The 19,816-nt window shown below is 66.4% G+C and carries 18 protein-coding genes; 14 read left to right on the forward strand and 4 right to left on the reverse strand.

Translation table 11 applies throughout. The annotated features are described in order from the left end of the window. Positions 1 to 252: 252 nt before the first annotated feature. Positions 253 to 1,950 (reverse strand): YbaL family putative K(+) efflux transporter, encoded by a 1,698-nt coding sequence (ybaL, locus tag ACM0PY_RS16110; RefSeq protein ID WP_134972391.1) that lies wholly within the window; start codon positions 1,948 to 1,950, stop codon positions 253 to 255. A gap of 483 nt (positions 1,951 to 2,433) precedes the next feature. Here ybaL and ACM0PY_RS16115 point away from each other — a divergent pair, with 483 nt between their 5' ends. The 3 genes from ACM0PY_RS16115 to ACM0PY_RS16125 all read left to right on the forward strand — a co-directional run bounded on the left by ACM0PY_RS16115 (position 2,434) and on the right by ACM0PY_RS16125 (position 4,523). After that, positions 2,434 to 2,973: a hypothetical protein gene (locus ACM0PY_RS16115; RefSeq protein ID WP_180884014.1), complete on the forward strand. Its 540-nt coding sequence runs from the start codon at positions 2,434 to 2,436 to the stop codon at positions 2,971 to 2,973. Between the two features lie 44 nt (positions 2,974 to 3,017). Next, the gene (locus tag ACM0PY_RS16120) at positions 3,018 to 3,515 is read left to right on the forward strand and encodes a hypothetical protein (RefSeq protein ID WP_180884016.1); all 498 of its coding nucleotides are present in this window, start codon (positions 3,018 to 3,020) and stop codon (positions 3,513 to 3,515) included. A 63-nt stretch (positions 3,516 to 3,578) separates the two neighbouring features. Further along, a complete protein-coding gene (locus ACM0PY_RS16125) occupies positions 3,579 to 4,523 on the forward strand; it encodes a hypothetical protein (RefSeq protein ID WP_229301563.1) in 945 nt (314 codons plus the stop codon). Between the two features lie 96 nt (positions 4,524 to 4,619). Here ACM0PY_RS16125 and ACM0PY_RS16130 read toward each other — a convergent pair whose 3' ends face one another. After that, complete coding sequence (locus ACM0PY_RS16130; RefSeq protein WP_180884018.1) at positions 4,620 to 7,007, reverse strand: TonB-dependent receptor plug domain-containing protein; 2,388 nt, start codon at positions 7,005 to 7,007, stop codon at positions 4,620 to 4,622. A gap of 335 nt (positions 7,008 to 7,342) precedes the next feature. On the opposite strand from ACM0PY_RS16130, the gene ACM0PY_RS16135 reads away from it, so the two are divergent. Beyond that, positions 7,343 to 9,208 (forward strand): ABC-F family ATP-binding cassette domain-containing protein, encoded by a 1,866-nt coding sequence (locus tag ACM0PY_RS16135; RefSeq protein ID WP_180884020.1) that lies wholly within the window; start codon positions 7,343 to 7,345, stop codon positions 9,206 to 9,208. A gap of 78 nt (positions 9,209 to 9,286) precedes the next feature. Here the strand turns inward: ACM0PY_RS16135 and ampR are convergent, their stop codons facing one another. Then, on the reverse strand, positions 9,287 to 10,153 hold the full coding sequence (gene ampR, locus ACM0PY_RS16140; RefSeq protein WP_180884031.1) for a LysR family transcriptional regulator AmpR: 867 nt from the start codon (positions 10,151 to 10,153) through the stop codon (positions 9,287 to 9,289). A 174-nt stretch (positions 10,154 to 10,327) separates the two neighbouring features. Here ampR and blaL2 point away from each other — a divergent pair, with 174 nt between their 5' ends. From blaL2 to ACM0PY_RS16155, 3 genes are all read left to right on the forward strand, one after another. Continuing rightward, positions 10,328 to 11,242 carry a L2 family extended-spectrum class A beta-lactamase gene (gene blaL2 / locus ACM0PY_RS16145; RefSeq protein ID WP_180884023.1) on the forward strand — a complete coding sequence of 305 codons (915 nt, stop codon included), beginning with the start codon at positions 10,328 to 10,330 and terminating at the stop codon, positions 11,240 to 11,242. 84 nt (positions 11,243 to 11,326) lie between these two features. Further along, complete coding sequence (locus tag ACM0PY_RS16150; protein ID WP_072167665.1) at positions 11,327 to 12,544, forward strand: cation:proton antiporter; 1,218 nt, start codon at positions 11,327 to 11,329, stop codon at positions 12,542 to 12,544. Between the two features lie 53 nt (positions 12,545 to 12,597). Then, entirely contained in the window at positions 12,598 to 13,239 is a 642-nt protein-coding gene (locus ACM0PY_RS16155) for a hypothetical protein (RefSeq protein ID WP_134972794.1), read from the forward strand. Positions 13,240 to 13,372: 133 nt separating this feature from the next. On the opposite strand, the gene ACM0PY_RS16160 is transcribed toward ACM0PY_RS16155, so the two are convergent. Continuing rightward, positions 13,373 to 14,119 (reverse strand): DUF3011 domain-containing protein, encoded by a 747-nt coding sequence (locus ACM0PY_RS16160; protein WP_180884025.1) that lies wholly within the window; start codon positions 14,117 to 14,119, stop codon positions 13,373 to 13,375. A 158-nt stretch (positions 14,120 to 14,277) separates the two neighbouring features. On the opposite strand from ACM0PY_RS16160, the gene aspS reads away from it, so the two are divergent. The 7 genes from aspS (at position 14,278) to ruvA (ending at position 19,778) form a co-directional block, all read left to right on the forward strand. Next, positions 14,278 to 16,029, forward strand: coding sequence for an aspartate--tRNA ligase (aspS, locus tag ACM0PY_RS16165; RefSeq protein WP_134972607.1), 1,752 nt, complete (start codon positions 14,278 to 14,280; stop codon positions 16,027 to 16,029). 16 nt (positions 16,030 to 16,045) lie between these two features. After that, on the forward strand, positions 16,046 to 16,375 hold the full coding sequence (locus ACM0PY_RS16170) for a DNA primase (protein WP_134972608.1): 330 nt from the start codon (positions 16,046 to 16,048) through the stop codon (positions 16,373 to 16,375). Positions 16,376 to 16,406: 31 nt separating this feature from the next. Beyond that, on the forward strand, positions 16,407 to 16,928 hold the full coding sequence (locus ACM0PY_RS16175) for a GNAT family N-acetyltransferase (protein WP_180884027.1): 522 nt from the start codon (positions 16,407 to 16,409) through the stop codon (positions 16,926 to 16,928). A gap of 75 nt (positions 16,929 to 17,003) precedes the next feature. Next, entirely contained in the window at positions 17,004 to 17,636 is a 633-nt protein-coding gene (locus ACM0PY_RS16180) for an esterase/lipase family protein (RefSeq protein WP_032954421.1), read from the forward strand. A 176-nt stretch (positions 17,637 to 17,812) separates the two neighbouring features. Next, positions 17,813 to 18,544: a YebC/PmpR family DNA-binding transcriptional regulator gene (locus tag ACM0PY_RS16185; RefSeq protein WP_005418519.1), complete on the forward strand. Its 732-nt coding sequence runs from the start codon at positions 17,813 to 17,815 to the stop codon at positions 18,542 to 18,544. A gap of 105 nt (positions 18,545 to 18,649) precedes the next feature. Then, entirely contained in the window at positions 18,650 to 19,171 is a 522-nt protein-coding gene (ruvC, locus tag ACM0PY_RS16190; RefSeq protein WP_005418518.1) for a crossover junction endodeoxyribonuclease RuvC, read from the forward strand. A gap of 13 nt (positions 19,172 to 19,184) precedes the next feature. Beyond that, positions 19,185 to 19,778: a Holliday junction branch migration protein RuvA gene (gene ruvA, locus ACM0PY_RS16195; RefSeq protein WP_005418517.1), complete on the forward strand. Its 594-nt coding sequence runs from the start codon at positions 19,185 to 19,187 to the stop codon at positions 19,776 to 19,778. Positions 19,779 to 19,816 lie beyond the last annotated feature (38 nt).

Below are 19,816 nucleotides of genomic sequence, written 5' to 3' on the forward strand. Positions count from 1 at the left end.
GGTTGCGGGGGCGTGAGCCGCATGGGCCCGAGGCATGCCTCGGGCGGGTTGGGCAGGACGCCCAACCCCGGTCTTGCCGTGTGCGCAGGATTGCGCACACGAGCAAGCGGCGACCGAGCTTACATGGACGTACTTGCAGCGGCCCCTGCAAGCGGACCCACCCCGCCATCCCACGGATAGTCAGCTTTTGCCTTTGCCTTTACCGTTGCCTTGGCAGGTGCAGGGCTGCAAGCCCTGCCGCAAGCACACCCCTCATACCACCGGAATGCTGTGCTGCCCCAGATTCCGGTACGGCGGCGTGGACATGACCATCTCCGCCAGCGAATAGGCCAGCTCGCGCTCGGCCATCACCGTGCCATCGGCACCATGCTCCAGCAGATGCTTCACTTCGGCATCGCTGTGCGCACGTGCCAACAGGGTCAGGTCCGGGTTGATCGCACGCAGCTTGGCCAGTGCCTCGCCGGCTTCCAGCGGCTGTGGGATCGCCAGCACTGCGATCTTGGCCCGCTCCGGATGGGCCTCGGCCAGCACCCGGTCGGCGGCGGCGCTGCCGCGGATCGCTGCCAGGCCCCTGGCGTGCGCCTGCTCGACGTGCTCCTTGTTGTCATCGATCACCAGCACCGGCACGCCGCGATCGCGCAGCACCTGTGCCAGCTCGCTGCCGACCCGGCCATAGCCGATCACGATGGCGTGGTCATGCAGGTCGCGCGACGGGCCGGTCGCCTCTTCCGGCTCCGGCGTTTGCGGCTGTGTTTCCTGCTTGGCCTGCCAACGGTCGAGCAGGCCGAACACCAGCGGGTTGAGCATGATCGATACCAGCGCGCCGGCCAGCACCAGCGACTGGCCTTCCTTCGGCAGGATCTGCAGCGCCACGCCGAGGCCGGCGATGATGAAGGCGAACTCGCCGATCTGGGCGAGGCTGGCCGAGATGGTCAGCGCAGTGCTGGTCGGGTGGCCGAACGCACGCACGATGAAGAACGCGGCTGCCGACTTGCCGAACATGATGATCAGCACCGTGGCCAGCACCTGCCACGGATGCTGGACGAGGATGTTGGGGTCGAACAGCATGCCGACCGAGACGAAGAACAACACCGCGAACGCATCGCGCAGCGGCAGCGAATCGTGCGCGGCCTTGTGGCTCAGTTCCGATTCGTTGAGCAGCATGCCGGCGAAGAACGCGCCCAGCGCGAACGAGACGCCGAACAGCATCGCCGAGCCGAACGCCACCCCCAGCGCGATTGCCAGCACCGACAGGGTGAACAGTTCGCGCGAACCGGTACCGGCGATACGTTCGAGGATCCAAGGGATGACCCGGCGCCCGACCACCAGCATCACCGCCACGAACAGGCCCAGCTGCACGAAGGTCCAGCCGATGTCGGCCAGCACGCTGCCCAGCGAGTGCGACTCCTTGGCCGCGTTGGGGCCGAACACACCGGCCATCACCGGCATCATCACCAGTGCCAGCACGCAGGCCAGGTCTTCCACGATCAGCCAGCCGACCGCGATCTTGCCGCGCATGGTCTCCAGCAGACGGCGTTCCTCCATCGCCCGCAGCAGCACCACGGTACTGGCGGTGGCCAGCGAGAAACCGAAGATGACGCCATGGATGGCGGGCCAGCCCATCAGCGAGGCCACGCCCCAGCCGAGCAGGGTGGCGACCGCGATCTGCCCGATGGCACCGGGAATGGCGATGGCCTTGACCGCCATCAGGTCCTTCAGCGAGAAGTGCAGGCCGACGCCGAACATCAGCAGCATCACGCCCAGCTCGGCCAGCTGGTTCGCCAGCGCCTGGTCGGCGACGAAGCCGGGTGTGAACGGACCTACGCAGATGCCAGCAACCAGGTAACCGACCAGAGGAGACAAGCGGAGCTTGTTGGCCAGCGCGCCGAAGATGAAGGCGAGCCCCAGGCCAACGGCCACGATGTTGATCAGGTCGGTGTCATGGTGCATCGGCACTCGCAGGAAATCGGGGGAATGCCCCGATTTTCACCGATGCGGCCACATACGGCAAACCCGGCCAGCGTATCGGATCGTTGAGTGGGCGGAGCCATCAGTGGTCGGCGTCCGGCCTGGCGTGTGCGGCGCGATCGAGGGTGGCGCTGTCGGGATCGGACCTATTTGGGGTGGCCAGTGGCTCTGGACCGTGAACCGCAGCCAGGCCGACGCCACCCGAGAAAGGCACAGGAAGGGGATGGGTTCGATACGCGGCGGTGCCATCGCAGGACCCTTTGCCCCTGTGCGCCAAGGTTTTCAGTCGATGCGACAGCATCCAAGGGCCGGTGGCCGGCCGGGAGGCGCAGGCGAGGGGGCTGAAGTTTGCAATCTGGCGGAGGGTTCCTCGAGTCCGGAACACGTCACCATGTGTCCGCTACTCCGTTCTGCTGACCAATCAGAGGGGCCTGCTCTCTCCAGACCGCATGGGCGAACGACCACGTGAAGCTTCCCGCCATTGACGTAGTGATTCAGGCGATAGGTCAAGACACAAGCTCGGCGCCCCTGTCCCGCTTGTTCCTTGATCTGGAAATTGGTGAGCGCGACTTTCGTCACTATCCGTTGAAGTTGGCGGGAATGCGGTTCTGGACTGACGAGGAAAATACGCTGCAGTTGGAATTCAAGGACGTCGGGCTGCTGGTGGGCATTCCTTGCCACGACCTGGGCGAAGGGCCCTGGGTACTGACGAGCGTAGCGCTCTGGGGAGCGAGAGTGAGTAAGAAGAACAGAGTCAGGAAGGAGAATCCTGCCTACTCAGGCCCGTTGCCCTGTGGACTGAGCTTTTCCATGCTGCGCCAGCATGTAAGGGAGCGACTCGCCGCGTTGAGTGCAGGGAATGCTGTTGAAATGGGACTTGATGGTGAGGTGGATGTCTGGTGCATCAGTGGCTTGGAGCTTGCGGTTGATTTCTCTGGTCCAGATGACTCGATTCGCTGCATCTCGTTGAGCATCCCCATCAAGCGTAGCGATCACCATCCGTAAGCGCTACGTAGGCGCATCTCGCCCATACAGATAGGCGGAATTTCATGAATCATCCCACCGTTGAAGAGTTCATCGCCGCGATCGGTAGAGATTCGGAATCGAAGGAGCTCGAAACCATCTTTTCCAGGATCGGAATCCAGCTTCAGAATCTGGATGATTACCGCCTGGGTGTCAGTGGTCGCCGGATCTGGGCAGATGACGCTGCTGGACTGCAGCTTGAATTCAAGGATGCCGGTCTGGTCTCAGAGACCGCCTATCACGACATCGATGATGGCCCCTGGATGCTCACCGACGTGATCTTCTGGGGCTGGCGAAATGACACCGGCACCCAGTATGAAGGGCCGATGCCTTTCGGCCTGAACTTCCTGATGTCCAGGCACCAGATCAGGTCGGACGCATCTGCCGATCTGGGGGCGCCAATGGTGTTTGGTCTGTCTGGCAATGTCGACGCATGGATGCTCGGAAAGCTGGAGCTGGCTGTCGACTACGACGGTGAAAGGGGAGTCCGCTGCGTCAGCCTGGGGCTGCCACAAGAGGAATGAATGGACCTACAGGCGATAACGGCCCTGTTTGGCAGAAGCGCCACTGACCCAGCCGTCTCAACGATGCTGCAGTCGCTTGGCGTCAGGCGAAGGCCAGAGCTGGCCCGTCCTGCCAAAAGCCCTTACGAGGCGATTGTGCGTGTGAGCGCGCGGGGCATGCTGTTCTCCTTCAGCGAGCGCAACTACTGGAACGGGCGATCCATTGCTTCGCACGGCAAGAGCGGTGAGCTGATCTTCACCAACGTTGCGGTGACGGCCGGCATTCCGGATGTCATGCGCAGGTACGAAGGCGACCTGCTGTTTGGCCTGCAATGGGAGGACGATAGGACGACAGCGCGTGAAAGGCTCGCCACGGCGGGCTTTGGGGACAGCTTGCACGCCGGCAGGCGTGACGCGTGGTGGTTGCCTGACTACCGCATCCGTCTGACGTATCAGGCTGGATGCATCAAACAGGCAGGAGCGTGTGGGATCTTTGATATCAGCTTGGGAATTCCCATGCATCCATTGGCTTGCGCACCGGCAACGCGCGAGTACCCTTCGGCGGAGCAGGTGCTCGCTGTCCTCGGCAGATCGACCAATGACCCCGATTTCCAGGTCGCGTTCCGGGACCTTGGTCTTGCGAGTCTGATGGCGGAGGCGAGCAGCGAGGTCGTTGATAGAGCCGACGAGCATGGCTTCATCCTTTACTTTGACAGTAGGCAGGGCGTGCCCGGTAGCCATCCGGTATGCACCGGCATCAGTTTCGTCCGCGATCGACTGGGAAACTCAAGAGCCTGGGCTGGGCCGCTGCCATTCGGCCTTCAATTCGATGATCCGCCGTCCATTCTCGAAGAGCGCATGGATCAACGAGCCAGTCGTTGGCTTGATGAAGGAACGTTTGGCAGCGCGAGGTGGTCGCTGCCTGGTCTTCAAGTGAGCGTGAATTTTGACAGTCTGGACAACTGTCTCGAGTCTGTCCGTGTGATCGCAGAAGGTCATCGCACGTCCAATTGCCAGCCGCGCGGCTGATCTTGCCCGCAGCACATAACAAAACACCCGCCGGATCACTCCGGCGGGTGTGAGAGATGTGGCTAGGAGTTGCCGGCCAGCGGCCGGCACTACCCCTTACCATGTGTACTTGATCCGCCCGTACACATACGCGCCGTTGAAGCCGAACGGCGAGTAGTTGCTGTACGGCAGCATGCCGAAGGTGGAGTTCTGCAGGTCTTCGGTGCGGTCCGGGTACTTGTCCAGCAGGTTGTCGGCGCCCACGGTCAGGGTCCAGTTGCTGCTCGGCTTGTAGCTGGCCGAGGCATCCACCACCCAGGCATCGCCGTAGGTCTGGTCGCGCAGCGCGGTGGCCGAGTTGCGCACGGTGAACTTGCCGTAGCGGGTGGCGGCCAGGCCCAGTTCCCAGTGATCCGAACGCCAGGTGCCACTCAGGATCGCCTTGTCGCGCGGGTAGCTGTCCTCGATGCGACCGATCTCATCACGGCCGATCAGCGACTGGGTCAGGCCCAGCGTGCCGAACACCGCCGGAGTGCCGCCGACGCGGCGCACTTCGGTGTCGTTGTAGCTGTAGGCGGCGGTCAGCTCCAGGCTGCTGGCGCTGAACGGCACCGTATAGCTGGACACGAAGTCGACGCCGCGGGTGCGCGTATCCAGGCCGTTGGTGAAGTACGAGAACGCGGTCACCTGCGGCAGGCCGAGGGTGCCCAGCAGCGCGCTGGTGGCGGCGTTGGTGGTGATGCTGGACGACAGCGCGATGCGGTCATCAATGTCGATCTGGTACGCATCGACGGTGATGTACAGGCGGTCGACCGGCTGCAGCACCAGGCCCAGGCTGTAGGAGGTGGAGGTTTCGGCCTTCAACGGCGAGGCGCCCAGCGCCTGCGCGGCCGGGCTGGTGGTCGGGAAGGTGCCACGCTCGACGAACACGCCATTGAGGAACTGGCTGGTCACCGCCTGGTAGCCCTGCTGCGCCAGCGAGGGCGCGCGGAAACCGCTGGAGGCGGTGGCACGCAGCGCGACCTTGTCGGTGAATGCATAGCGCGCCGACAGCTTGCCGGAGAAGCGGTCGCCGAAATCCGAGTAGTCCTCGTAGCGGCCGGTGATGCCGGCCGAGAACTTCTCGGTCAGGTCCGCTTCCAGGCCGGCATAGACCGCGTAGTTGTGGCGGTCGGCATGCACTTCATTGGTCGGGGTGAAGCCCGCGAAGCCCTGCGCGCCGCTGCCGGTGTACGAGTTCAGCTCGCCCGGGTTCTGGTCCCACTTTTCCTTGCGGTACTCACCACCGAAGGACAGCGTGACCGGGTAGGCCAGGCCCCAGTCCAGTGACTTGGTCAGATCGGCATTGAAGATGTCCTGCTGGTACTTCAGCGTGCCGTCGTAGAACGAGCGCGGGCTGGTCGCACCGAGGCTGTAGTTGATGCTGTTGCGGGTGTGGAAGTCGAGGGTGTTCTCGCCGTGGTTCAGGCTCAGGTCCCAGGTCCAGCCGCTGTCGGTGTTGCCCTTGACCCCGGCCACCAGCGAGCGGTCCTTGGAGTACTGGTTGATCTCCGGCACGTAGCCGTCCGGGTAGGTCTGCGCCAGCAGCGCGCTCTGCCCGCTGTGGTTGCGCGAACGGTAGAACGCGAACGAGGTGATGTCGCGGTTGCTGAGCAGCGCGCTGGCGTAGCCGGTCACGTGGTCGCTGAAGTCGAAGCTGGCGTTGGCCGAGGCGGCGGTGGCATCCACGCGCGGGTCGCCGACGATGAAGGTCTTCTGGCCGATGCTGGGGAAGTTGCCGGTATTCGGCGTGGTGCCGCGGTACGGGCCGGCGCGGTTGCTCTCGTCCTGCTGGCTGATCTGGCCAGCCACGTGCACGCGACCACGGCCGTTGCCGAACTCGACGCCGGTATCGCCGGAGAGCTGGTACTTGTTGCCGTCACCGGCCGAGTACTGGCCGTAGTCCACGGCCAGGCTGCCGCCACGGCCGCTGCCCTTGAGCACGATGTTGATGACGCCTGCAATGGCGTCCGAGCCGTACTGTGCCGACGCACCGTCGCGCAGCACTTCCACGCGCTCGATGGCGGCGATCGGGATCGCGTTGATGTCCACCGCCGACGAGCCACGGCCGATGCTGCCGTTGACGTTGATCATCGCCGAGGTGTGGCGGCGCTTGCCGTTGACCAGCACCAGCACCTGGTCCGGTGACAGGCCGCGCAGCTGCGCCGGGCGCACGCCACTGGTGCCGTCGGTCAAGGCCGGGCGCGGGAAGTTCAGCGAGGGCAGGGCGCGCGACAGTGCGGTGGCCAGCTCACTGGTGCCGGTGGACTGCAGCGCTTCGGGGGTGATGATGTCGATCGGCGACTGCGATTCGGCGACTGTGCGGTCGGCCACGCGGGTGCCGGTGACGATCACCGTGTCCAGGGTATTGGCGGCGGTGCCGGCCTGCTGGGCAGCGGCAAGGAACGGAGAGCCACCGAGTGCGACAGCGACGGCGGCGGCGATCAGGCTGGTCTTGCGGGTCATCGGGATGGGGCTCCGGTTGGCGGGGGCGGCACCGGAATCGACATCACGGGGGTGAGGCGGACGGCGGTTGTTGCGGTGCGCAATACAGCAATTAACGGGATATTCAGTGCCTGTCAAATGCCGGTCATCGGAAAAAACGTTGCAGCAGCAACCATTTAGCCCGGACAGGCATCGGCGGGGAGGAGACCCGGGACGCGCGCGGCGAGGACGTGGGAGAGAGGAACGTCGGCCACTGCGCATCCCGGGACGCGTCAAGTATTCGTTAACGCTAGAATTGCGTCGCAGGAACAGTGCTCACCAGCACATTCCATCCGGTTATATGGACCCCTTCCCCGATGATCTCCCTTCGTAATTTCGCCTTGCGCCGCGGCGAGCGGCTGCTGTTGTCCAATGTCGACCTGACCCTGCACGCCGGTTACCGGGTAGGTGTGGTCGGCCGCAACGGTGCTGGCAAATCCAGCCTGTTCGCGGCGGTGAAGGGCGAACTGGAGGCCGACAAGGGTGACGTCGACCTGCCCGGCAAGGTCCGTATCGCCAGCGTGGCCCAGGAAACCCCGTCGCTGCCGGACCCGGCGCTGAGCTTCGTGCTGGGCGGCGATACCGAGGTGGCCGCGGTGCTGGCCGAAGAGGCCGAGGCGACCGCCCGCGAAGACTGGGAGGCGGTGGCCAACGCACACACGAAGATGGCCGAGATGGGCGCCTACGACGCCGAAGCGCGCGCCGGCAAGCTGTTGCACGGCCTTGGTTTCCCGGCCGAGACCCACCACCGCGCGGTGTCCTCGTTCTCCGGTGGCTGGCGCGTGCGCCTGAACCTGGCCCGCGCGCTGATGATGCCCAGCGACCTGCTGCTGCTCGACGAACCGACCAACCACCTCGATCTGGACGCGGTGTACTGGCTGGAACAGTGGCTGCTGAAGTACCCGGGCACCCTGCTGCTGATCTCGCATGACCGCGAGTTCCTCGACAACGTGGCCACCCACACCCTGCACCTGCACGGCGGCGGCGCCAAGCTCTACCCGGGCGGCTACACCGATTTCGAGCGCCAGCGCGCCGAACAGCTGCGCCAGCAGCAGATCGCGCACGAGAAGGAGCAGGCCGAGCGTGCCCACCTGCAGAGTTTCATCGACCGCTTCAAGGCGCAGGCCAGCAAGGCCGCGCAGGCGCAGAGCCGCATGAAGCGCCTGGCCAAGCTGGCCGGCACCGAAGCGGTGCGCGCCGAACGCGAGTTCCGCATCGAGTTCGCGCCGCCGGCCAAGCTGCCGTTCTCGCTGATCCGCCTGAATCACGTCGAGGCCGGCTATGGCCAGGACGCGGTGATCCTGCACAACGTCGGCTTCGGCCTGGAAGCGGGCCAGCGCATTGGCCTGCTCGGCCCGAACGGCGCCGGCAAGACCACCCTGGTGAAGACCCTGGTGGGTGAACTGGCGCCGATCGTCGGTGAGCGCATGGCGCACCCGGACCTGAAGATCGGCTACTTCGCCCAGCACACGGTGGAGTCGCTGCACGAAGGCCAGTCGCCGATGGAGCACTTCCGCGAGATTGCCCCGGATGCGCCGAACCAGTCGTTCCGCGATTTCCTTGGCAAGTGGAATTTCCCGGGCGACCGCGCGTTCGAGCCGGTGGATGGCTTCTCCGGTGGCGAGCGCGCGCGCCTGGCGCTGGCGCTGATCGCCTGGCAGCAGCCGAACGTGCTGCTGCTGGACGAACCGACCAACCACCTTGACCTGGAAATGCGCGAAGCGCTGGCCGAAGCACTGGCCACCTTCGAAGGCGCGATCGTGATGGTCTCGCATGACCGCCACCTGATCGGCCTGGTCTGCGATACCTACTGGCGCGTGGCCGATGGCGTGGTCGAGCCGTTCGACGGTGACCTGGATGCATACGCCGCGTGGCTGCGCACCCGTCCGCAGGCGCAGGGCACGAAGGCCCGCATGGAGCAGGTGGAAGAACCGGTGGTGGTCAAGACCGCCCCGGTGGCACAGGTGGTGCAGAAAAAGCCCGTGAACCCGCACAAGCTGGCCGCCGCCGAGGCCAAGGTGGCCGAGCTGGAAGGTGTGCTGGCCGAGCTGGACCGCCAACTCGCCGACCCGGCCAACTATGCCGATGCCACGCGCATGGCCGTGCTTGGCCGCGATCGCGAAACCGCCGCCGCGCAGCTGGAAAAGGCCGAAGCCGCCTGGATGGAACTGCTCGAGTCCTGACCGGTAGTGCCGGCCGCTGGCCGGCAGCGCGATGCGCCCACAACGATCAAGGGATTGCCGGCCAGCGGCCGGCACTGCCTACGCGCCCTGCGCCTGCAGCCACTCGCGGAAGCGCTTGGCCGGCTCGCGCTCGGCGCGCGAACGTAGCCGCGTCAGCCAGTATCGGCCCAGCTCCAGCGTGGTGTCGAACGGCTGCAGCAGGCGGCCTTCGGCCAGTTCCTGCTCGAACATGCGCAGCGGCAGCAAGGCCACGCCGGCACCGCCGGCGGCGGCCATCGCCACCGTCAGCGAGGAATCGAACACCGGCCCACGGGCTTCCACACCGCTGACGCCGGCCGCCTGCAGCCAGCGCGGCCATTCGTCGCTGCGATAGGAACGCAACAGCGGCAGCGTGGCCAGGTCGCGCGGCTGCTTCAGCCGCCGCGCCAATGCCGGGGCGCACAGCGGCGCGAAGGGCGCATCGAGGATCGCCGTGCAGGCCTGGCCCTGCCAGTCGCCATCACCGAAGCGGATGGCCAGATCCAGCCCTTCGCCGGCCAGGTCGATGCGGTTGTTGTGGGTCTGCAGGCGCAGCTCGATGTCCGGATGCGCGGCCTCGAATGCGGTCAGCCGTGGCAGCAGCCAGCCGGTGGCGAAGGTACCGACCACGCCCAGCGTCAGCACTTCACGGGCCGGCCCGCCGGTGTAGCGCGCGATGCTGGCCGAGATGCGTTCGAACGATTCGTTGAGCACCGGATACAGCGCTGCGCCTTCATCGGTCAGCGCCACGCCGCGCGGCAGGCGATGGAACAGGCGGATGCCGAGCCGGTCTTCCAGGCCCCGGATCTGGTGGCTCAGCGCCGCCTGGCTGACACACAGCTCCAGCGCGGCACGGGTGAAGTTCTGATGGCGGGCGGCGGCTTCAAAAGCACGCAGCGCGTTCAGTGGCAGGGTCGGGTGCAGCATCGGAAAGCCGTGAGCCATGGTGATGGTTGATCCTACCGTTCAATAAGGAATTTCGTAAATATCAACAAGTTGGTTACGACAGGCATGAGTTCAACTTATGGCTTTCCTTGATTTTTCGCGCTGGTCGGCTGCAGGGGAAGCGCCAATAATCGAGCGGTCACCAGGAGAACCCCTATGCTCGCCCGTCGCCGATTCCTGCAGTTCAGTGGTGCTGCCGTTGCTTCCTCGCTGCTTGCCCCGGCGTTGGCGCGAGCTGTTTCCCCATCGTCCGGCATATCCGCCGCGAACGCCGCCATTGCCGACGCCGCCGATTTCGCCGCGCTGGAGAAAGCCAGCGGTGGCCGTCTGGGCGTCACCGTGCTGAACGCCGGTAACGGCCGTCGCATCGGCGGACATCGTCAGGACGAGCGCTTCCCGATGTGCAGCACGTTCAAGTCGATGCTGGTTGCCCATGTGCTGAGCCTTGCCGATGCAGGCCGCGTTTCGCTCGACACACGTGTGCCCATCGCCGAAAAGGATCTGCTGTCCTACACCCCGGTGGCGCGCCGCCATGTGGGCAAGGACCTGACGGTGCGCGACCTGTGCCGGGGCACGCTGACCACCAGCGACAACACGGCGGCCAACCTGCTGCTGGAGGTGGTGGGCGGGCCGTCGGCGCTGACGGCATTCCTGCGCGGGCAGGGCGACAGCGTTACCCGCAATGACCGCAACGAGCCGGACGTGAATCTGTTCGCGAAGGGAGACCCGCGCGATACCACTAGCCCGGCCGCGATGGCCACCAGCTTGGCCCGCTTCGCGGTGGGCAATGGCCTGCAGCCGGCATCGCGCCAGCAGTTCACTGATTGGCTCATCGACAACCAGACCGGCGATGCCTGCCTGCGCGCCGGGCTGGGCAAGCGCTGGCGGGTGGGGGACAAGACCGGAAGCAACGGTGATGACACGCGCAACGACATCGCCGTGCTGTGGCCGCATGCGGGCGGCGCAGTGTGGGTGGTCACCGCCTATCTGCAGGGCGCGTCGGTCGATGACGACCAGCGCGCAGCGGTGCTTGCACGGGTGGGGGCGCTGGCCGACGCGATGATCGGATGAGGTAACCGGGGTCATTCGAAAACGGCTTGCCGGATCGGTTCAGCGCGCGCATCCTGCGCGCGTTCCAACCCCACGGAAGACCCCATGAGCCATGAACTGATCTACCTGCTGCTGATCTTCGCGCTGCTGGTGATCCCACGCGCGTTGCAGCGTTTCAGCCTGCCTGCCCCGTTGACCTGCCTGCTGTTCGGCATCATCGGCATGCTCTGGCTGGGGGATCAGGCACATGATGCGGTGATCGGACTGCTGGCCACCCTGGGCATTTCCTCGCTGTTCCTGTTCGCCGGCCTGGAAGTGGATCTGCAGGCGCTGCGCCGGGGCATGTGGCCGCTGCTGGCACATCTGGTCATCCGTACCGGCACGCTGTTCGGCGTCGGCTGGTTGGCCTGGCGTTACGCAGGATTGCCGTGGCAGGCCGCCGGGCTGCTGGCGTTGGCGCTGCTGACGCCCTCCACCGGCTTCATCATGGACTCGCTGTCGCGGCTGGGCCTGAGCGAGGACGAACGGTTCTGGGTGACCAGCAAGGCCATCGCCGGTGAGCTGCTGGCGCTGGCGGCGTTGTTCATCGTGCTGCAGGCCGGCGACCCGGGGCACATGGCGCTGTCCAGCCTGGCGCTGCTGGCGATGATGGTCGGCCTGCCGCTGCTGTTCATCGCGCTGGGCCGCTGGGTGGCGCCGCACGCGCCGGGCTCGGAGTTCTCGCTGTTGGTGATGGTCGGCATGGTGGCGGCCTACATCACCTACCTGCTGGGCGTGTATTACCTGGTGGGCGCGTTCATCGCCGGCCTGGTTGCGCGCCTGCTGCACCAGCGCATGCCGCTGCTGGCCTCGCACGAGAACCTGCACGCGCTGCGCCTGTTCGCCTCGTTCTTCGTGCCGTTCTACTTCTTCAACGCCGGCACCAAGGTGCCCAGCGAAGCGTTGAGCTTCGAGGCGCTGGGGCTGGGCATCGTGATCACCCTGGTGGTGCTGCCGCTGCGCATCGGCGTGGTCTGGCTGCAGCGCCGGGTGATGTTCGGCGAGAGCTTCCGCAGCAGCCTGCGCGTCTCGCTGGCGCTGGCTCCGACCCTGATCTTCACCCTGGTGCTGGCGGCGATCATGCGCGAGCGTTTCCAGATTCCGGCGGTGCTGTTCGGCGCGCTGCTGCTGTACGCCGCACTGACCACGCTGCTGCCGTCGCTGGTGTTCCGTACACCGTTTGACGTTGATCCGGTGGAGCAGGAGCCGGCCGGCGAGGGCGAGGCCGCGCCGGTAGCGGCGGCGACCGAAGCACTGCCGGCAGCACCGTCTGCCGAGCGCTGAGCGGGACTGGCGCGCGGTTTGCGCCCATCGTCCATGGCCGTTAGGGTTGGGGTATGAGACCGATTGCCGTTGCCACTACCGCCGCCCTCCTGCTCAGCCTCGCTGCGTGCACGCAGCGCTCCGACACGGTCGCCCATGACCTGGCGACCGCACCGGCCGATGCGTTCATGGCCGCCATCGCCGCACATTGCGGCCAGGCCTACGTCGGCAAGGTGGTGGAGGACACGCCTGCACCGACCGCCAAGGATCCGTTCGCCGGGCAGCGCCTGGTCATGCATGTGCGCGGCTGCGCCGACCCGGCGCACGAGCTGCGCATCCCGTTCCATGTCGGTGATGACCACTCGCGGACCTGGGTGCTGACCCGCACGCCGAACGGGCTGCGGCTGAAGCACGACCATCGCCACGAAGACGGCAGCCCCGACGCGATCACCCTGTACGGTGGCGACAGCACGCCGCCGGGCACCGCCGAGCGCCAGCAGTTCCCGGCCGATGCCGATTCGGTGGCGATGTTCCGTCGTGCCGACATGCTGGCCTCCACGCACAACACCTGGGCGATGGAGATCGACCCCGACCAGACCTTCGTCTACGAGCTGGGCCGCCCGGACGGCCGCCGCTTCCGCGTGAAGTTCGACCTGAGCAAGCCGGTCGACCTGCCACCGCCACCGTGGGGCGACGACAAAGCGCCCGCACCGTGATCGCGGGGTCGGATGCCTCCTGTAAAGCGCTCCGCCCCCGGAAAGACCCCCAGTAGATCCGCGCCATGCGTGGAAGCGGGATACCTGGTCGGGTCAGAGCCCCGGCCGCTGGCCAGGGATCCGACCCCGTAACTCAACGTGTACCGAAGCGCGCCCGGCAACCGTTGCTCACCCACACCTGGCCCCGTGCGTAGCCCCAGCTGCGGCCCTCCTGGCAGGCGCTGCCGGACAGCTGCTGCTGCAGCATCGGCCGGCCCTGGCGCTCATCCCAGTCGCAGTTCTGCGTGCGGTTGTTGTTGCTGCTGCAGGTGATGGAGTAGTTGCTGTTGCCGCCGCCCCAGCCACCGCCCCCGCCGCCACCCCATCCGCGAGCTTCGGCGAATTCGGCGCGGCAGCCGTTGCTGACCCACACCGCGCCGTTGCGCACCCCCCAGGTACGGCCTTCGTCGCAGGGGCTGCCGGACAGCTGGCGGACCAGGCGGGCATTGCGCCAGCCGACCGGGCAGCTGCGTTCGCGATTGTTCTGGCTCTCACAGCGGATGGTCTCGCCGGGCCGGCCGTTGTTGCCGCCCCAGCCACCGCCGTTGCCGCCGCCCCAGCCACCACGGGCCTCGACGAATTCGGCGCGGCAGCCATTGGTGACCCAGATGCTGCCATTGCGGCTGCCCCAGGTGCGGCCCTCGTCGCAGGCGCTGCCGGACAGCTGGCGGACCAGCTGCGCATTGCGCCAGCCTGTGTTGCACACGCGTTCTCGGTTGTTCTGGCTCTCGCAACGGATCACACCGCTTTGCGCGGCGGCCGGGGCGGAGGGCAGGGCGAGCGTGGTGATGGTGCCCAGGCTCAGGGTCACGGCCAGGCGGGCCAGGGACAGCGGATTCATGGCGGCATCCCATACGGTGGCAGGTGCCTGACTATAGGGAGGGGGATGATCAAGCCGGTGTGACTGGCCGGATTTGCCCCGGCCGGGGCCTCGGCCGCAGAATACGGGGCTTTCCGGCCCCCATCCGGTGCCGGCGTTCTCCAGCGGAGCTTCCCCCAATGCGTACCCACTTCTGCGGCCTGGTCGACGAGACCCTGATTGGCCAGACTGTCACCCTCGCCGGTTGGACCGACGTGGCCCGTAACCAGGGCGGCGTCTGCTTCATCGATCTCCGCGATCATGAAGGCATCGTGCAGGTGACCGTGGAGGTCGACAACGCCGAAGTGTTCGCCGTGGCGGCTTCGCTGGGCTACGAAGACGTGCTGCAGGTGGAGGGCGTCGTGCGCGCCCGCCACGCGGTGAACGACAAGATGCGCACCGGCAAGGTGGAAGTGATCGCCACTGCCATCACTGTGCTGAACAAGGCCGCGCCGCTGCCGTTCCACGCCCACGAGAACCCGGGCGAGGAAACCCGCCTGAAGTACCGCTACCTGGACCTGCGCCGTCCGGAAATGCAGCGCATGCAGCGCACCCGCATCAAGCTGGTGCAGGCCCTGCGCCGCCACCTGGACGAGAAGGGCTTCCAGGACATCGAAACCCCGATCCTGACCAAGGCCACCCCGGAAGGCGCGCGCGACTTCCTGGTGCCGGCGCGCATGCACCCGGGCGAGTTCTATGCCCTGCCGCAGAGCCCGCAGCTGTTCAAGCAGATCCTGATGGTGGCCGGCTTCGACCGTTACTACCAGATCGCGCGCTGCTTCCGCGACGAAGCACTGCGTGCCGACCGCCAGCTGGAGTTCACTCAGCTGGACATGGAATTCGCCTTCGTGCGCGAGCGCGACGTGCAGGACTTCGTCGAAGACATGATCCGCGCCATCTTCAAGGAAGTGGTCGACGTCCAGCTGGATGCCAGCTTCCCGCGCATGACCTGGGCCGAGGCGATGCGCCGCTACGGTTCGGACAAGCCGGACCTGCGCATCGCGCTGGAGCTGGTCGACGTGGCTGAACTGGTCAAGGACAGCGAGTTCGCAGTGTTCACCGGCCCGGCCAACGATGCCGAAGGCCGCGTCGCCGCGCTGCGCATCCCGGGCGGTGCAGCGCTGAGCCGCAAGCAGATCGACGAGTACGCCGCGCACGCCGCCAAGTACGGCGCCAAGGGCCTGGCCTACATCAAGATCGCCGACAACGGTGAAGTCAGCTCGCCGATCCAGAAGTTCTTCAGCGAGGCCTCCTTCGCTGCGCTGGTCGCCCATGTTGGCGCCGGCAACGGCGACATCGTGTTCTTCGGTGCCGGTGGCTACAACAAGGTCTCCGACTTCATGGGTGCACTGCGCCTGAAGGCCGGCAAGGACTTCGGCCTGATCGCCGATGGCTGGGCGCCGCTGTGGGTCACCGACTTCCCGATGTTCGAATGGGACGAGGAAGAACAGCGCTACGTCGCCCTGCATCACCCCTTCACCGCACCGGCCGTGGACGACATCGCCGACCTGCGCGCCAACGCCCGTACCGCCGTCTCGCGCGGCTACGACATGGTGCTCAACGGCAATGAAATCGGCGGCGGTTCGATTCGTATCCACCGTCCGGACATGCAGAGCGCAGTGTTCGAGCTGCTCGGCATCGGCCCCGAAGAGGCCCGCGCCAAGTTCGGATTCCTGCTCGACGCGCTGAACTACGGCGCGCCGCCGCACGGTGGCATCGCCTTCGGCATCGACCGCATCGCCGCGCTGATGGCCGGCACCGAGTCGATCCGCGACGTCATCCCGTTCCCGAAGACCACCGGTGCACAGGATCTGATGACCGACGCGCCGTCGCCGATCGTCGACGCGCAGCTGGCCGAAGTGCACATCCAGGTTCGCCCCAAGACCAACTGATCAGGAGATCCAGGCAATGACCGAGTTTGCGTTTTCGCTGGAGTGGGAAAAGCTGGGCAATGAAGGCTCCGAGGCCAACCTGGTCACCGAGCGTGCACGCGTGTTCGGTGGTTGGCTGGTCCGCGTCGGTACCAACCCGGCGGCGATGGCCCTGACCTTCGTCGCCGACGGCGAAGGCCGTTGGGACGGTGAAGACTTCGGCGTCGAGGATTACGAGGACGACGAAGAGGAAGAGTACGAAGAGGACGAGGAAGAAGAGGACCAGGACGAGGACGAAGAGGAGTACGAGGAAGAGGACGAGGAAGAGGACGAGGAAGAAGAAGCGGAGTCGCCTGAAAAGGCTTGACCCCCGCTTCGCGCTGGCGTCAACTTCCTGCATGTATTCGATCCGCCGCGCCACCGTGGACGATGCGCCGACCCTGTCGGCGCTGGCCTCCCGCACATTCACCGAAACCTTCGGCCATCTGTACCCGCCGCAGGACCTGCAGGCCTTCCTGGAGGAGGCCTACACGGTCGAGCGCCAGCGCGTGATCCTGGCCCACCCCGATTACGCGGTGTGGCTGCTGGAACTGGATGGGGAGGCGGTCGGCCATGCCGCCGCCGGCCCCTGTGGCCTGCCGCATCCGGATGTGAAGCCCGGTGACGGCGAACTCAAGCGCCTGTACCTGATCAAGACGCAGCAGAGCTGCGGCTGGGGCAGCCGCCTGCTGGAAACCGCGCTGGCCTGGCTGGAGCGCGAAGGCCCGCGCACGCTGTGGCTGGGCGTGTGGTCGGAGAACTTCGGCGCGCAACGCTTCTACGCGCGCTATGGTTTCGAGAAGGCCGGCGAGTACCTGTTCCCGGTCGGCAATACCAACGATCTTGAATTCATCCTGCGCCGCGCACCGCGCGCGGCCTGACGTTCACCGCCGCTTGCTGCGCGCGCGTGTTCAATCACCTCACGTTCCTGCCCCGCTGACCGCCAGGCTGTTTGCATGACTCCCCCCGTATTGCTGCTGCATGGCATCTGGAATGCCCGCGCCTGGGTCGGGCCGCTGGCCTGGCGCCTGCGCGCGCGTGGTTTCCAGGTGCATGCGTTCGGTTACTCCTCGGTGTTCGGTGGTCCCGACGTGGCGGTGCCCCAGCTGCTGGAACGGTTGGCCGATGCCGGGCCGTTGTCGCTGGTCGGCCACAGCCTGGGAGGGTTGCTGGCGCTGGAAGCGCTGCGGCGCAATCCGCAGCTGCCGGTGCAGCGGGTGGTCTGCCTGGGTTCACCGCTGCGTGGCAGTGGCACCGCACGCTCGTTGTCCGAGCATGGCTGGGGCCTGGCGCTGGGACGCAGCAGCGAGCTGCTACTCGATGGCCTGCCGGACTGGCAGGGTAGGGCCGAGGTTGGCCTGATCGCCGGCTCGGTGCCGCATGGTCTGGGCAGCTTGTTGGGTGCCATCGACGATGCCTCCGACGGCACCGTGGCACTGGCCGAGACCCGGCTGCCGGGCCTGGCCGACCATTGCGTGGTCCGCACCAGCCACAGCGGCCTGGTGGTGTCGCCCGACGCCGCGCGGCAGACCGCGCATTTCCTGCGTCATGGCAAGTTCGACCACAGCCGCGACGCGGCGGCAGCATAGGGGCAGGGGAGGCAGGGTCGCCCTGTGGAGCCGAGCCCATGCTCGGCTGCATTCCGTCGGGCCCATTGGGCCGAGCATTGGCTCGGCTCTACAACAATACGGGCCTAGACACGGTTGCAGCGCCCGATCAGGTAGAATCCGCGCCTTGATCCTGAAGCAGCCAGACGGTAGCACCCATGGGTAGAGGCCCCTCCATCGAAGCCCGCAAGAACGCGTCCGACGCGAAGCGCGGCAAGATTTTCACCAAGATCATCCGCGAGATCGGCGTTGCCGCGCGCGGCGGTGGAGGCGACCCCAACAACAACCCGCGCCTGCGCGTGGCCGTGGACAAGGGCCTGGCCGTGAACATGTCCAAGGACGTGATCGAGCGTGCCATCAAGAAGGCGACCGGTGAGCTGGAAGGCGTCGACTACGAGGAAGTCCGCTACGAGGGCTACGCCCCGGGTGGCGTGGCTGTGATCGTCGACTGCCTGACCGACAATCGCGTACGCACCGTGGCCGATGTCCGCCATGCGTTCAGCAAGTGCGGTGGCAACATGGGCACCGAGGGCTCGGTGGCCTTCATGTTCAAGCGCCTGGGCGTGCTCAGCTTCGCCGCAGGGGCCGACGAGGAAGCCATCACCGAAGCGGCCATTGAGGCCGGTGCCGATGACATCGTGGTCTACCCCGATGACGGCTCGATCGATGTGGTCACCAGCCCTGACGCGTTCAACGCGGTGAAGGATGCGATGGCCGCCGCCGGCCATGTCGCCGACCACGCCGAGATCACCTTCCGCGCGGACAACGACATCAAGGTTGAAGGCGACGTCGCCCTGCAGGTCAAGAAGCTGTTGGACATGCTCGAAGACCTGGACGACGTGCAGGACGTGTATTCCAACGCCGAACTCGGCGCCGACGCCTACGCCTGAGCCGTCTTCGACGGCCTGGGCGCGGGCCGTTGAACGGTCACCGCGGAAAGTCATGAGCCTCTACGCCTGCCAGCGCATCCCGTTCCGCCCCGCCAGGAGTGCAGCATGACCCGCATCCTCGGCATCGACCCCGGTTCGCAGCGGACCGGGGTCGGCATCATCGATGTCGATGCCGCCGGCCGCGTCACCTACGTGCACCACCAGCCACTGGTGCTGCTGGGCGCCGACGACTTCCCGCAGCGCATGAAGCTGCTGGTGCTGGGCCTGGCCGACCTGTGCCGCGAGTACCAGCCACAGGAAGTGGCCATTGAAAAGGTGTTCATGGCCCGCAATCCCGATTCGGCGCTGAAGCTGGGCCAGGCCCGGGGCGCGGCGATCTCGGCCGTGGTGCTGCGCGACCTGCCGGTGCACGAATACGCCGCCAGCGAAATCAAGCTCGCCGTGGTTGGCCGTGGTGGCGCCGAAAAGCAACAGGTTCAACACATGGTCGGGCTCATGCTCAACCTGAAAACCAAGCTGCAGGCCGACGCGGCCGACGCGTTGGCGGTGGCGATCACCCATGCCCATGTACGGGCAACGGCCAACCGCCTGGGGCTCAGTGCCCGCCAGGCGTGGGGCCGCAAATGAGGAGCTGCACGCAATGATCGGTCGACTGCGCGGCATCGTCGCCTACAAGGCGCCGCCGTGGCTGGTGGTGGACGTGAACGGGGTGGGCTACGAACTGGAGGCGCCGATGAGCACCTTCTACGACCTGCCCGAGCTCGGCCGCGAGGTCACGTTGTACACCCACTACGCGCAGAAGGAAGACAGCGTTTCGCTGTACGGCTTCCTGCGCGAGGGGGAGCGGCGCCTGTTCCGCGACGTGCAGAAGGTCAGTGGCATTGGCGCGAAGATCGCGCTGGCGGTGCTTTCCGGCGTTTCCGTCGAGGAGTTCGCGCGCATGGTCCAGGCCGGTGACATCACCGCGCTGACCCGCATTCCCGGCATCGGCAAGAAGACTGCCGAGCGCATGGTACTGGAACTGCGTGACCGTGCCGCCCAGTTCGGCGCCGGCGGCGCGTTGCCCACCGGCAGCGGCCCGGCCCCGGCCGACCCGCTGTCCGATGCCACCGTGGCCCTGCAGCAGCTGGGCTACAAGCCGGCCGAAGCGGCACGCATGGCCCGCGACGCCTTCAATGAAGGCGACGAAGTGGCCACCGTGATCCGCAAGGCGCTGCAGTCGGCGCTGCGCTGAGCCGCGTCCCTTTCCTTCAACGAACCGCCTGAGCGTCG

Origin of the sequence: Stenotrophomonas sp. BR163 (assembly GCF_047520985.2) — a bacterium.
In the GTDB taxonomy this organism is placed as follows: Bacteria; Pseudomonadota; Gammaproteobacteria; order Xanthomonadales; family Xanthomonadaceae; genus Stenotrophomonas; species Stenotrophomonas sepilia.